At 36.8% G+C, this 14,653-nt stretch carries 12 protein-coding genes; 4 read left to right on the plus strand and 8 right to left on the minus strand.

Features of this window, described 5'->3' with window-relative positions:
• Positions 1-170 precede the first annotated feature (170 nt).
• The 3 genes from dnaE to M2265_RS01105 all read left to right on the plus strand — a co-directional run bounded on the left by dnaE (position 171) and on the right by M2265_RS01105 (position 6,586).
• On the plus strand, positions 171-4,595 hold the full coding sequence (gene dnaE, locus M2265_RS01095) for a DNA polymerase III subunit alpha (RefSeq protein ID WP_132768495.1): 4,425 nt from the start codon (positions 171-173) through the stop codon (positions 4,593-4,595).
• A gap of 109 nt (positions 4,596-4,704) precedes the next feature.
• The gene (gene trxA, locus M2265_RS01100) at positions 4,705-5,028 is read left to right on the plus strand and encodes a thioredoxin (protein WP_021190487.1); all 324 of its coding nucleotides are present in this window, start codon (positions 4,705-4,707) and stop codon (positions 5,026-5,028) included.
• A gap of 247 nt (positions 5,029-5,275) precedes the next feature.
• On the plus strand, positions 5,276-6,586 hold the full coding sequence (locus M2265_RS01105) for an ammonium transporter (protein WP_132768493.1): 1,311 nt from the start codon (positions 5,276-5,278) through the stop codon (positions 6,584-6,586).
• A 167-nt stretch (positions 6,587-6,753) separates the two neighbouring features.
• Here M2265_RS01105 and M2265_RS01110 read toward each other — a convergent pair whose 3' ends face one another.
• The 8 genes from M2265_RS01110 to M2265_RS01145 all read right to left on the minus strand — a co-directional run bounded on the left by M2265_RS01110 (position 6,754) and on the right by M2265_RS01145 (position 13,771).
• Entirely contained in the window at positions 6,754-7,296 is a 543-nt protein-coding gene (locus M2265_RS01110; RefSeq protein WP_237682739.1) for a DUF1345 domain-containing protein, read from the minus strand.
• Between the two features lie 116 nt (positions 7,297-7,412).
• A complete protein-coding gene (locus M2265_RS01115; protein ID WP_132768489.1) occupies positions 7,413-8,228 on the minus strand; it encodes a hypothetical protein in 816 nt (271 codons plus the stop codon).
• A 62-nt stretch (positions 8,229-8,290) separates the two neighbouring features.
• The gene (locus tag M2265_RS01120) at positions 8,291-9,283 is read right to left on the minus strand and encodes an LLM class flavin-dependent oxidoreductase (protein ID WP_132768487.1); all 993 of its coding nucleotides are present in this window, start codon (positions 9,281-9,283) and stop codon (positions 8,291-8,293) included.
• Positions 9,284-9,336: 53 nt separating this feature from the next.
• Positions 9,337-10,518: a class I SAM-dependent methyltransferase gene (locus M2265_RS01125; protein ID WP_132768485.1), complete on the minus strand. Its 1,182-nt coding sequence runs from the start codon at positions 10,516-10,518 to the stop codon at positions 9,337-9,339.
• Positions 10,519-11,781, minus strand: coding sequence for an aspartate kinase (locus M2265_RS01130; RefSeq protein ID WP_021190493.1), 1,263 nt, complete (start codon positions 11,779-11,781; stop codon positions 10,519-10,521).
• Positions 11,782-11,808: 27 nt separating this feature from the next.
• Positions 11,809-12,609: a DUF3298 and DUF4163 domain-containing protein gene (locus tag M2265_RS01135; protein ID WP_021190494.1), complete on the minus strand. Its 801-nt coding sequence runs from the start codon at positions 12,607-12,609 to the stop codon at positions 11,809-11,811.
• A gap of 24 nt (positions 12,610-12,633) precedes the next feature.
• Positions 12,634-13,086 carry a GNAT family N-acetyltransferase gene (locus M2265_RS01140; RefSeq protein ID WP_132768482.1) on the minus strand — a complete coding sequence of 151 codons (453 nt, stop codon included), beginning with the start codon at positions 13,084-13,086 and terminating at the stop codon, positions 12,634-12,636.
• Positions 13,079-13,771, minus strand: coding sequence for a YggS family pyridoxal phosphate-dependent enzyme (locus M2265_RS01145; protein ID WP_021190495.1), 693 nt, complete (start codon positions 13,769-13,771; stop codon positions 13,079-13,081). The genes M2265_RS01140 and M2265_RS01145 overlap by 8 nt, the downstream gene beginning before the upstream one ends.
• A gap of 73 nt (positions 13,772-13,844) precedes the next feature.
• Between M2265_RS01145 and M2265_RS01150 the strand changes: the two genes are divergently transcribed.
• Positions 13,845-14,639 carry a DUF4296 domain-containing protein gene (locus M2265_RS01150; protein WP_165905839.1) on the plus strand — a complete coding sequence of 265 codons (795 nt, stop codon included), beginning with the start codon at positions 13,845-13,847 and terminating at the stop codon, positions 14,637-14,639.
• The last annotated feature ends 14 nt before the right edge of the window (positions 14,640-14,653 follow it).

Here is a 14,653-nt window from a genome sequence, read left to right on the forward strand (position 1 = left end):
GAAAAGATGAAAAATGAGCTTATTTTTTTTAGTAAAATGACTTGTTTTTCAGCTTTAGTGAGGAATAAATTTGTAAATTAGTAAACTTTTAAACAGGTCTGTTTTAATCTGTTTGAAAGTCTTTTAGTTGTTGATATTTAGCTGTTTAGGAAAGAATAAAGAATTAAGGTATGTACATTATATTTGATACGGAAACAACAGGATTACCCAAACGTTGGGATGCGCCGATTACAGATACTGATAATTGGCCCAGATGTATTCAAATAGCTTGGCAGTTACATGATGAAATGGGTAATCTGCTTGAGCATGAGGATTATCTGATCAAACCGGATGGTTACAATATTCCTTATGACTCCGAGAAAATTCATGGTATTTCCACCGAGTTAGCGACAGAACAGGGTGTTCCCATTCAAGATGTTCTGGTTAAGTTTAATGAAGCATTAGCTAAAGCCAAATTTATTGTAGGTCAAAATATTGGTTTTGATTTGAATATTATGGGTAGCGAGTTCTATCGTTATGATGTTCAATCTCCTATGGGTGAAATGCCTATCTTGGATACCTGTACTGAGGTTACAGCTGCTTTACTGCAATTGCCTGGTGGACGTGGAGGTCGTTTTAAATTACCAAATTTAACTGAACTTCATTCGTATCTATTTGGAGTTCCCTTTGCTGAAGCACATAATGCAACTGCCGATGTGGAAGCAACTACACGTTGTTTTTTTGAATTAGTTAGAAGGGAAGTTTTTACTGTTGATCAGTTACAGACTGATACAGGGTATTTTGTAGATTTTAAACAGCAGAACCCATCAGTAATTCCAACTGTTGGTTTAAAGCACGTGAATCTGAAGGCGGCTTCGGATGAAATTAGAAAGCGCAGTCAGCCAAGTGGTGGTCAAGAAGTTGTGATTGATCATGATGTGCTGAATGATTTTGAAAATGCCGATTTTGCACATCTACATAATCATTCTCAGTTTTCGGTCCTGCAATCAACAATTTCTATAGCTAATTTGGTGGATACTGCTGCGAAGTATCGCATGCCAGCTGTTGCATTGACCGATCATGGTAATATGATGGGTGCTTTTCATTTTGTTTCTAAAGTAGGCGATCATAATAAAGCGGCGAAAGCAAAAAATGAAGAATTAGAAGCTGCTGGAGAAAGTCCTACGGAGAAAATAATCAAACCTATTGTGGGTTGTGAGTTTTTCGTATGTGATGATCATTTTGATAAGAAAAGAAAAGATAATGGTTATCAGATTGTCTTTTTAGCGAAAAATAAAAAAGGTTATCATAACCTGGCTAAAATGGCCTCAGTAGCCTATACGGAAGGGTTTTATTATGTACCTCGTATTGACAGAAAGGTTGTTGAGCAATATAAAGAGGATTTAATTGTCCTGTCTGGAAATCTTCAAGGAGAGGTGCCCAATAAAGTGCTTAATATCGGTGAAAATCAGGCTGAAGAAGCTTTGATCTGGTGGAAAGATCAGTTTGGGGATGATTTTTATATTGAAATGATGCGCCATGGTCAGGAGGATGAAGACCGCGTAAATACGACGCTAGTCAGTTTGGCTCGTAAACATGATGTAAAGCTGATTGCGACGAATAATACCTATTATATCAATAAGCCTGATGCTCACGCCCATGATATTTTGTTGTGTGTGAAGGATGGTGAAAAGTTGAGCACACCGAAAGGACGGGGGCGAGGTTTTAGGTTTGGATTACCTAATCAGGAATATTACTTCAAACCTGCTTCAGAAATGAAGAAGCTATTTAAGGATATACCAGATGCGATTATCAATATTCAAGAGATCGTCGATAAAATTGAAATCTTTACTTTATACCGTGACGTTCTTTTACCGGCTTTTGATATCCCTGAGGAATTTCAGGTTGCAGAAGATCAGGAAGATCATGGTAAGAGGGGGGAAAATAAGTATTTAAGACATCTAACTATAGAAGGAGCTAAGCGTCGTTACAAGCAGGGTGTAACGGACGATATCATGGAGCGCCTGGACTTTGAGTTAACTACCATTGAGAAGACCGGTTATCCTGGATATTTTTTGATTGTACAGGATTTTATTGCTGAAGCTCGTAAAATGGGCGTTTCTGTTGGTCCAGGTCGTGGTTCTGCCGCTGGATCTGCTGTAGCATACTGTTTAGGGATTACAAATTTGGATCCGATACAATACGATTTGCTATTTGAGCGTTTCTTAAATCCCGATCGTGTATCGATGCCCGATATTGATATTGACTTTGACGATGAGGGTCGTGGTCGCGTGATGCAGTATGTAATTGATAAATATGGAGCTTCGCAAGTAGCCCAGATTATTACATATGGTACCATGGCTGCCAAATCGTCTATTAAAGATACGGCTCGTGTACTGGATCTGCCTTTGCAGGAAGCCAATGAAATTGCAAAACTGATTCCAAATTTGAAGCTGGCAAAGATCTTCAATATGGATGAAAAAGCGTTGAAAGAGACTTTGCGCGCAGATGAACTGGAAGCTGTTAATCGTCTGATCGCCATATCGGAAGGTGCGGGTCTTGAAGCGGAAACGATTAAGCAGGCCCGCGTATTGGAAGGTTCCATGCGTAATACAGGTATCCATGCTTGTGGGGTAATTATTACTCCTGACGATATCACTAATTTTGTTCCTGTATCATTAGCAAAAGATTCAGATCTGTATGTGACACAGTTTGATAACTCTGTTGTTGAATCTGCAGGTTTGTTGAAAATGGACTTTTTAGGGTTAAAAACATTGACCTTAATAAAGGATACGGTCGCTAACGTGAAGTTGAGTAATGGCCTGGAATTAGATCCCGATGAATTTCCTATTGATGATCAATTGACTTACGAGTTATTCCAAAGAGGGGAAACGGTTGGGGTATTCCAATATGAATCTCCGGGTATGCAGAAGCATATGAAAGATCTGAAACCAACGGTTTTTGCGGATTTAATTGCTATGAATGCCCTTTATAGACCTGGACCAATGGAGTATATCCCCAGTTTTATCAAGCGTAAGCACGGGACAGAGCCTATTATTTATGATCTAGATGCTTGTGAGGAGTATTTGCAGGAAACATATGGTATTACTGTATATCAAGAGCAGGTAATGCTTCTTTCGCAGAAATTGGCAGGGTTCTCCAAAGGTGATGCCGATGTGTTGCGTAAAGCTATGGGTAAGAAGCAAAAAGCGGTTTTGGATAAGATGAAACCTAAGTTTGTTGCTCAGGCTGCTGAAAAGGGACATAACCCGAAAGTATTAGAAAAAATTTGGACAGATTGGGAGGCTTTTGCAAGTTATGCCTTTAATAAATCGCACTCGACCTGTTATGCTTGGATTGCTTATCAAACTGCTTATCTGAAAGCGCATTTTCCAGCGGAATACATGGCAGCTGTACTTTCAAATAACATGAATGATATCAAACAGGTCACTTTCTTTATGGAGGAGTGTAAGCGCATGGGACTTGAAGTATTGGCTCCAGATGTGAATGAGTCACATTATAAATTTACTGTGAATGATCGTGGTGCGATCCGATTTGGAATGGGAGCTGTTAAAGGTGTGGGAGCAGGAGCGGTTGATACGATTGTACAGACACGTGCAAAGGGACCCTATAAATCGGTTTTTGATTTGGCAAAACGGATTGATCTGCGTGCCGCTAATAAAAAAGCTTTTGAAAGTTTAGCTTATGCAGGTGGATTTGATGGTTTTCAAAATATGCATCGTGCTCAATATTTTCACAGTGAAGATAATTCGACTGGTTTAGAAAAAGCGATTAAGTTTGCACAGCGATTCAAGGAAAATGAAAATTCGGCTCAGGTAAGTTTATTTGGCGGAGATGGCGCAGCTGAGCTTCCAGAACCTGTATTGGCTTCTTGCCCACAATGGGGTTTGATCGAAAAATTAAAGTACGAGAAAGAGGTAATCGGTATTTATCTGACTAGTCATCCCTTGGATAACTATAAGTTTGAGATTAAGCATTTCTGTCAAAACAAAGTGAGTGATCTGCAGTTAATCAATAAGGTTAAGGCTTCTGAAGTTGAAGAAGATGTTTTGTTGGATTTTAATCGGATAAAAAATAAGGAGGTTGTTATCGGTGGTATTATTGCTCTTGCCAACCATCGTATTGCAAAATCGGGTAAGCCTTTTGGTTCTTTCATTATTGAGGATTATTCAGATTCTTATGAAATAATGGTTTTTGGTGAAGATTATGTGAAGTTCAAGGGGTATCTCGAAGAAGGCTATTTTGTGCAGCTCCGAGGTTTGGTGCAGGAAAGGTTTAAACAAGTTGGGAACTGGGGTTTTGAGATCAAGGGTATTCAGCTATTGTCGGATTTGAGAGAGAAAATGGCTAAAATTTTCACCATTAATATTGCATTGCCAGCATTAAATGATCTATTTTTGGAGGAGATGAAGCAAGTGTTGGATTCAAATGAGATCGAAGGGGTGGTTCCGAATTGTCAACTGCGTTTCAAAATTTGGGATCCGCAGGATGAAATTTCTATTGAGATGCCTGCGAAATTAAAGCGTATCAACTTGACAAATGAGTTCTTAGAGGCTATAGAGCAGTTTGAAGGTGTAAATTACCGATTGAATTAAATGGTGTCAATTTAATATTACACTTATATTACGGACATCTTTATTATATTTGTTCTTATAAATGAGTAAATAATAATTATCAAATAACTTCGGTTAAAAAAATAAAAATATGGCTTTAGAAATTACAGATAGCAACTTTGAAGAAGTTGTGTTGAAATCAGACAAACCAGTTTTAATTGACTTTTGGGCAGAGTGGTGTGGTCCATGTCGTATGGTAGGTCCAATTGTAGAAGAGTTGGCTAAGGATTATGCTGATACAGCGGTAATCGGAAAAGTAAATGTAGATGAAAACCCAGAAATTTCAGTTCGTTTTGGAATTCGTAATATTCCTGCGTTATTATTCTTCAAAAATGGTGAGATTGTCGATAAACAAATCGGTGCTGTGCCAAAATCAGTGCTAAGTGAGAAACTGGATAAGCAAATTGGTGCTTAAGCAAGTATTATTAAGATAATATCAAGTAGACAAATGTAGTTTTTTGTTATATAAGTCTTGTTAAAGGGGGTAGAATTAAGTTTCTACCCCCTTTTTCTGTTTTATATTTAGTAAAATGCATTATATATTTGTTGTTGTTTGTGTTTTTGTAGAATTTTGATGTTTTATTTTAAAATATTTGAAATAAATATTGTTTTTACTGTAATTTTTGCCTTAATTTGGATATTGATTAACAAAACAATTAAAAATGATTAAAAAAACAGCGATTCCTTTCTATTTTATGGTAATAATAGTTTTAATGGCACTATTTTTTCCTTCTTTACCTAAAAATGATGGAAATTATGAATATAATGGAGCTGATGTAGCATGGATGTTGACTTCAACGGCATTAGTGCTAATTATGACACCGGGTTTAGCATATTTTTATGGTGGAATGGTTAGAAAGAAGAATGTTATTTCAACGATGCTTCAAAGTTTCATCTGTATGGCTGTTGTTAGTGTTATTTGGGTTGTTTTTGGTTTTAGTTTAGTATTTGGAGATAGTATCGGAGGTTTCATCGGTAATCCGATGACGTATTTTATGTTTGATCATGTAATTGATGGTAAACCTTGGGTGGGTGCTCCAACGATTCCATTTGCACTGTTTGCTATGTTTCAATTGAAATTTGCGATCATTACACCGGCGCTTATTACGGGGGCTTTTGCAGAGCGTATCCGTTTTACATCTTATATTTTGTTCATCTGTTTATTTTTCGTCTTCATATATGCTCCTTTGGCACATGCTACCTGGCATCCTGATGGCTTATTGTTTAAGCTGGGTGTTTTGGATTTTGCCGGAGGAACTGTCGTACATATGTCAGCGGGCTTAACAGCACTGGCTTCAGCGATTTACTTAAAACAGGGTAGAGAGCCTGGTCATCATACACCTGCACGTGTAACCTATGTATTGCTCGGTACCGGTATGCTGTGGTTTGGCTGGTTTGGTTTTAATGCCGGTTCTGCCTTTTCTGCTTCTAGCCTTGCTTCGACGGCACTATCAACAACAATGACGGCTTCGGCAGCAGCTGCACTTACCTGGATTTTCTTTGATGCTATCCGTGGTACTAAACCATCTGCAATGGGAACCTGTATTGGTCTAGTAGTGGGTCTGGTTGCGATTACGCCGGCCGCCGGGTTTGTAACTGTTCCGCATTCATTAGTAATTGGTGCTGTAGCGGCAATTGTAAGTCGCCTTGTGGTCGATTGGCGTACCCGTTCAAAGGTCGATGATACGTTAGATGTTTTTCCTTGTCATGGTGTTGGAGGTATTGTAGGGATGATTTTGACAGGCGTATTTGCTCATAAAAAAATTAATGGTGCTGTTGAGCATAATGGTTTATTTTTTGGTGAAATAACCCTATTTAAGGCGCATATAATTGGTTTGTTTGCGTCCGCTGCTTTTATTTTAATTGTTGCTTTCTTATTGTTGAAAATAACAGATCTGATTTCACCCCTTCGTGCATCTGAAGAGGAGGAGTTATTAGGTATGGATATTTCACAACATGCAGAGAAATTATAAAGATTCCTTTCAATTCCCTTTCAATTAGAAACGCACACCATCGCTCGATGGGTGCGTTTTCTTTTTAAATGGGCATTTTGTAACAAGGCTTCGCTTTTAGAACGATATGCTATTTGATTTTTTTGTATTGGTCCAGAAAGGGTCTGTAGCCAGTACAAATTTTTTGGTTAATGTATAAGGCCGGAAATAATATTTATTGTTAATGCAACAACAAATGTATTTAAAGCGAAAGCGAGTAATCCATGAAACAGAACCACTCTTCTAATTTTTCGTGACGAAACTTCAATATCAGAAACTTGAAATGTACAACCGAGCACAAATGAAAAGTATGCAAAGTCCATATAATCAGGTTTTTCATTTCCTGGGAAATCCAATCCTTTACCAGTGGCACCGTCTGCATAGTACAGATGTGCGTAATGGAAGACATAGGTCGTATGTACCAAAAACCAAGAGCTCATCATACTTAATACACAGATGCTGATGCTTGCGCCCTTGGGCATATCGGTCGTACTATCTGTGATAATAATGAGAAGTACAGCGAACAAACAGGCAAAACTTGCCATTAAAATAAAAATGGATACAAATAGACGGCTTCCGTCTTCGGATGCCGCTTTTCTAACAATTCGGTTTACGGGCATCTGGTAAAAGATAAACCACGACACAGCGCTGTAACTCAAACTAAAGGTAATCCAAAAAAGTATAGCACTCATTAAGAGGTTTATATTTAGACAATAGCAAATAACAGCTGTTAGGATGCTAAAGGAAAATGAAAATATACATTTTTGAACCGGATTGAAATCCTGTATGATCGCCTTTATTTTCATCTTTAACAATCAAATTGCACATCTTGCTTATAGCTGCTTTTCTCCATATCGTTATCTCTTATTTGAGACGAAAGGATAAGCATAATACTGTTTTCTTCGTAATTGGTAGGGGTAGAAATAATAAAATCAAGTTTTCCATCACGATCAATATCTCCTACAAATAATGTTTTGATAAAAGTGTCATTAAATTGGTCAGCTTTGAACATATTTATCTCTGAGTTTCCGTTGAATGAACATGTTAATTTATAATTCTTAACATCGTGAAAGACTTCTTCATGGTTTTGCTCATTTGTTTGAATATTGGTTCCTACAATGTCACCATATCCTTTTAACAAGTATTTTTGGTTGTTAAAATTATACTGAACAGTTTCTTTAGGCCATATTTCAGCTTTGGTAATCTTTAGATTTTCAATTTTTCCTGCTTTTAAAAAAGGGAAATTGAGAAATAGGATGGAATTTCTTTTTGAAATTACTCCTTTCGTGGGTACTCCCGCACACTCACTGAATCCATCTTCTATTTTATAATCGACCTTTGCAAGGTAATATTCTCCTTTTTCCTCATAAAGATCTAGCCATCCATCATTTAAAATTTTGCTCGGATCTTCTGAATCGTCATAAATCCGATAGGTATCTATCATGAAAATGGATGCTTCTTTATTGGTAGAGGTTTTGATGCTAGGCCTGCTCACTGCACTTGTGTCGCTTGTTATTTCACTAGCGGCAGTGTCATTAGGAATTGTCTTATTAACCGGACTCTGATTTTGACAGGACTGAAAAATAAGTGTTATAAATAGTGCTGTAAGGCTTAAATATTTCATCGTGCATTATAATTTGAATAATTAAATATAGAAATTTTAATGCACGATGTAAATAAACTTTCTTAATCTGTTAATGCTTCTTTCAATATGCGGAACGAGTCAAGACATTTTTGATCATCATAAATATAAGATATGGCCATAAGTTCATCGATTTGTAGTTTTTCGATGAACGGTTCCAATTCCTTTCTGATGGTCTCTTTGTCTCCTATAAAGCTGCAGGAAAGCATATTGTCTGCGGCTTGCTCAATACTTGGAATCCCTTTGTAAATAACCTCAAATGTTGGAGGTGACAATGGTGCTCTTGTATTGGTTAGAATCCCCGCAAATAAATTTTTTACACTTGTTGACTGTAATTCGGCTTCTTCTACTGTTTTCGCGGCAATTACATTGACACAAACAATAAAATATGGTGCTGAAAGACTAGCTGACGGTTTGAAGTTCTGGTGGTAGATGGCACTTGCTTGAGCCAGTTGTGCCGGTGCAAAATGTGCGGCAAATGCATAGGGTAGTCCAAGGCTGGCGGCTAAATCGGCACTGTCTGTACTGGATCCTAAAATATATAAAGGAACGTTTAGACCTTCGGCCGGAAAAGCTCTTACTTTGGAGTCAACATTACTGTCACTAAAATATTGTTGCAGTGCCGCAACATCCTGTGGAAATTGGTATGCTGTATTAAAATTATTGCGACGTAATGCCATTGCTGTTTCTTGGTCCGTTCCAGGAGCTCTGCCTAATCCAAGATCAATACGATTTGGATAAAGAGTCTCTAAGGTACCGAATTGCTCTGCAATGACAAGGGGCGAATGGTTCGGTAGCATAATACCTCCAGATCCAACACGAATGGTTTTGGTGTTTGCTGCGATGTGCTGAATAACGAGCGAGGTTGCTGAACTGGCAATGTATTCCATATTGTGGTGTTCTGCTACCCAGATTCTTTTATATCCTAACTGCTCAATATGTTGCGCTATTTTTATGGTTCTGTTATATGCTTCTGACGTTGTGCAACCTTTTTTGATTGGCGCAAGATCTAAAGCTGATAAAGCAATATTTCTCATATAATAAAATTATGCTTTATTTTAGGAAAATATGTAATGGTATTGTCGCTTTACTATTTTCGTGTCGCGTGGATGACAATCAGTTCTCCTGTATGATCTGTAGTAAAAAAACTATGTAATTCACCGCCGTCCATAATTTTAAATTTCTTTTTTAGTACTTCTGTTTTTAAAGGGAAATTTCTAGCTACAGCGTTTGTTCTTAATTTTTCTTTTGATTTTTTGAAGATGGAAAACGGAATAACTTCGATGATTTCATAAATTTTTCCTAAAAAATCTTCTTGGTAAATTTCTGAACTATATAGGTGCGTATGTTGGTGCAGTTTTTTAAGATCAAATGCTTTGGTTATACTCTTAAAAGCACCAGCTTTAGTAAGACATACATCCGGTTCATAAAGATAACGCAGCGGTGCTGAAAATGAAGTGACCGTTTCAGTTTCTTCTGCCTGTGTGAATGTGAATTGTTGTGTTTTGTCACCAAAAATACGGACAGCGGTAATCTCTGGTTGACCAGAAAAATCTCTTTCTTGAATGAAAAGTAGCTCTTTACAGTCATTTTGGAGACTAATGACATAGATTTGCTTGACATGGTTTAGCTCAGACAATGCTGCTGTGATGTCCAGAAGAGGAGCAACTTTTATCATGATATGGGCTGCTCTTTGTAGAAAGTTTTCCTGTAAGGAAACGATGTTGGGTTCGCAATCACTCAACATGAAAACTTTTTGCTGCGCCACCCTGCGGGAAGGATCTATGTATATATACCCTATGTTAAGATCTTTATTTTTAGCAATATAGTCTACTCCATCTGAAGCGATAACTTCTATGTTTTTAGCTTGTAATTGCTTGGCATTGTATTGAGATATGAGTGCAAGTTGCGGATTGATCTCACAGGAAATTACTTTTTTAGCTCTTTTTGAAAAGTAAAAATCATCAATACCAAAGCCGCTCGTGATATCGATTAAAGTGACGTTTTCCGGAATTAGTGATGCTTTGAATATCGCTGTTTTTTCCGAAGAACATTGTTCTAAGTTTAATTTATCGGGGTAATATATGTTCGCTGTTTCTGCCCAAAGCGGAATTTTTTTGCGACATCGCTGTCTGCCATCTATTTGTGTCGCAAGTTCAGACGAGGTAATTCCTTCAAAAGGAGATTTTTTTAGCGCTAATTTAGCGGAAGATTCTGATTCATTTTGATTAATAAAATCTTGAACCTCCTTTTGAAGGATAAGTGTATTCATTTATATTTTTTTTACAAGAAGCTGGCAAGTATAGGTATCTTTCAGTTCGCTGATCACCTGTTTATCCACTAAAACTCTATTGATTGTTTCTTGGTTATAGTAACGGATGGTGATAAGCTCTAGACCAGTTTCAATATTGACTTTGAATTTTTTCTTTAATTCGTCCAGTACTTCCAGGATGTTTTGACCGGTATCGTCTACAGCAACTGAAAAATTGATTGCACTGTTGTGCATCATATTGATTTTAATGCGGAATTGGTGAAACAAATTGAAAATATCGCGCAGATTATCTTCTACAATAAATGAAAAGTCACGCGGTGAAATGGATATCAAAATTTGATTGACCTTAAAAATAAACGATGGTACAGGTAAAGATACATTTGTGCTCTTGATCTTAGTTCCTGGCACTTCCGGATTAAGGAACGACCGCACATTTAACTGGATATTTTTATTCTGAAGTGGCTTAATTGTTTTCGGATGAATAACGGTTGCTCCATAATAGGTCAATTCAATTGCATCTGTATAAGATAATTCAGGTATCAATTCAGTTTTTTCAAACCATTTTGGATCGGCATTGAGTACACCTGGTACATCCTTCCAAATTGTCACGTGTTCAGCATTTAAACATGCTGCAAAGATTGCTGCCGAATAGTCTGATCCTTCACGACCTAATGTTGTCGTGAAATTTTCGGATGTCGAGCCTATAAATCCTTGTGTGACCCCGATATATTCGCTAAGGATTTTTGGGATCTCAGCTTGAATAATAGCTTCTGTCTTTTCCCAGTTAACCTGCGCTTCGGTATAGGTGTTATCGGTCATGATGTAGTTGCGGGCATCTAGCCATTGGGATTTTACACCAATGTGATTGAGATAAGCCGCTAGAATTTTGGAAGAAACGATTTCACCCGTAGAAACGATTTGATCAAATAAATAATCAAAAGAATCTTGTGGTTCTTCTTCTAATATCCATTCGATTTCGACAAAACAATTGGCGATTTCATCAAATATAGGATGATTGGAATCTTCGAATAAACCGGATAATATGTTATAATGAAATGCTTTGGCTTTTTCAAGTATTTCAAATGCTTCACCTGTATTTTGGTGATATGCTTTTGTTACGTCTTCTAATAAGTTGGTGGTTTTACCCATGGCCGATACGACGACCAATAAAGCGTCCACTTTATATTTAGAGATAATATGTGCTGAATTTTTTACACTTTCAGCATCTTTGACTGATGCGCCACCAAATTTAAAAACTTGCATCGGATAGGATTACGTTGAGGTTGATTGCTAATTAATACTATTGATATATTCTAGACCCTTGTTTGAAATCAAGTGTTTTATATCCTTATATGGCACTTTTAGTGCTGTGTTTCCCCCAGAATAGGGTTTAATTTCATATACATTGTAATAGAAAAGTAGATCTTCTTTGTCTAAAGCAAAATTGTTTGCAAGGGCAAAATTGCCAGCTTCAAAAAAGAACTTGTCATTTAAAGATTCTTTGTCAGATAGATTTTCCAGTTTGCGAAAGTATTTTTCTGCAATTTTAATCAATTCTTTCTGATTTTCTTCATTTATGATATCGTTTAATGTTATTTTTTGATCTGAATTGATATCATAATGTGTAAAAAGAGTAAAATGGTCACCATGAGCACCACCGGTATATTCGGTTTGGTTGGTTTCTATGCTGATAAATTTAGGGGTATTTTGATATACTTTTGCCTGTAAATCCCGAAACCAAGCTGCGGAAGAACTGCCACTATTTTCTTCTACATATTCATCATATGCATCGACGAATCTTTTGGCTGAAATACTGATTTCCGAATCACCTTCTAAATTAATCGATTGATTGAGTAATGTGTTGATGACGGTATCCTTGAATTGTGGATATTTAGCTCTGAAGAATGTTGTGTCTATTTTTTCACCTTCTTTCACAAAAAAGTTGCTATACCGATGCACTTCTTTCATGTCATAATGAAGCGTATCACCACTAGCTTTCTTTTGTTCTTTTGCCGTATCGTTACCAGTACATGAAGTAATGGCAATTAATGCAAAAATGATCGAGGGGTTGAAATAGTATTTTGGTTTCATGTAATTTAACCGTCCTTTTCTGTTCTAATATGTTATCGATACATTAATCCATTCGGCATCGAAGTCCGCTTTATACTTTCGGTAGAATTGAATAGCAGGTTCATTCCAGTCCAAAACCTGCCAAACCATGCCTTGATATCCTTTAGATTTGCCGTAATTGATAGTTTCTTCGAAAAGTTGTTTGCCAATTCCATAGCCACGCATACTTTCTGTCACAATTAAATCTTCAAGATAGAGCCTTCTTCCTTTCCAAGTGGAATAACGAATGTAATATAGTGAAATTCCGACGATTTTCCCATCAAATTCTGCAATAAAAGCTCCCCATATTGGGTTTTCTCCAAATCCGGCGTCAATAAACTCTTCCATAGAGACCGTTACCTCATTGGGTGCTTTTTCTAATATGGCAAGTTCTTTAATTAATTCCAGCATTGCAGGACAATCTGCTTCAACAGCAGTTCTAATAATCGCTTTAGTCATTGTTTTTAAAATGTTTGATGACGCGTTTTCCAAAAATAGTACTTCCCACCCGGATCATGTTAGATCCCTTTTCTATTGCTAATTTGTAATCAGAAGACATACCCATCGACAGCGTATCGAAACTTTCGTTTTTACGATAGAAACTTGCCTTGATGCCATCATATAATGATTTTAGCTCATAAAACTCCTCTTTGATCTCTTTTTCATTCTCTGTATTGGTTGCAATACCCATTAAGCCACGGATGTTGACATGTTTTAAAGCGAAAAATTCCTCATCGCGTAACATTTCAATTAATTCTGCATGGTCAAAACCAAATTTAGTATCTTCTTCAGCAATGTGTACCTGAAGTAAGCAGTCGATCACACGCTTGTTTTTAGCAGCTTGTTTATCGATTTCTTTCAGAAGTTTGAAAGAATCAACAGCATGGATTAAGGTCACAAAGGGAGCTACGTATTTAACTTTATTTGTTTGCAAGTGACCAATAAGATGCCATTCGATATCTTTTGGTAGAGATTCATATTTTTCAACAAGTTCTTGAACAAGGTTTTCACCAAAAACACGTTGCCCAGCTTCATAGGCTTCCATGATATCTTCATTCGGTTTTGTTTTTGATACAGCGACTAGTTGAACGCCGAGCGCTTTAACTTCTAAATTAATCGCTTCTAGGTTGCTTGCAATACTCATGATAATTGTATATTTAAGAATTCAAAGGGTGACAAATGTCAGGCCTTTTTATAAATTTGTACAAAATTACGAAATGCAACGATTAATACTGAATGTACTTGCTCTGATTTTTTTATTTGTTTCTTGTAAAAGTACAAATGAGAAAGATATTATTCCAAAAAAGGATTTTGTGAAGGTCCTAACGGAGATTTATATAACTGATGCTTATCTGTCAACATTAAACTCGGATAGTGCAAAGCGCGTTATATTTCCGTTATATGACAATACGTTCAAAAATTATGATTTGGATTCCACTTCTTTTAAGAAAAATCTTTCTTTTTATGGTAGTGATGCCGAAGTGATGAACAAGATATATGAGGAGGTCGGTAAGAATCTGAAAAATATGAATGACGGTTATATCAAAACTGACCAGGTCAGAATGGATTCTATTCGACGAAAAGATTCTATACAGAATGCACATTTTCAAGATAGTTTAACTCGCATAAATGATTTTAAAGAACTTTATGAGTCGCAGAAAAAACTAATCCTAAATTATAAACAAGATAGTGTAAAATGGGATTACAAAAAGGCCGCGCAAGAATTTTATAATAAATCGGGTTTAAAAGGTAATTTGAATCTAGGCACATTCTTACTTAAAAATATGTCTGTACCAGCTACTTCCAAAAGCGATTCGACTGCTACTAAGAAAGTTGAGGCCAAATCCATACGAAATGGCCAGGGACCTAAACTTGAATCGGTCAAGGCTTCTGAAGATATACCTCTTAAAACTGATGTAAAGGAGGTGAAAAATCCGGTTAAACAACCTCTTTTACTGGACCGAAAGGTCAAACAAAAAACGGAGATTCTTTCTCCAGAACCGGTTAAATAAATAGTAATAGAAAC

The sequence above is a fragment of the Sphingobacterium kitahiroshimense genome (assembly GCF_025961315.1).
Classification (GTDB): Bacteria; Bacteroidota; Bacteroidia; order Sphingobacteriales; family Sphingobacteriaceae; genus Sphingobacterium; species Sphingobacterium anhuiense.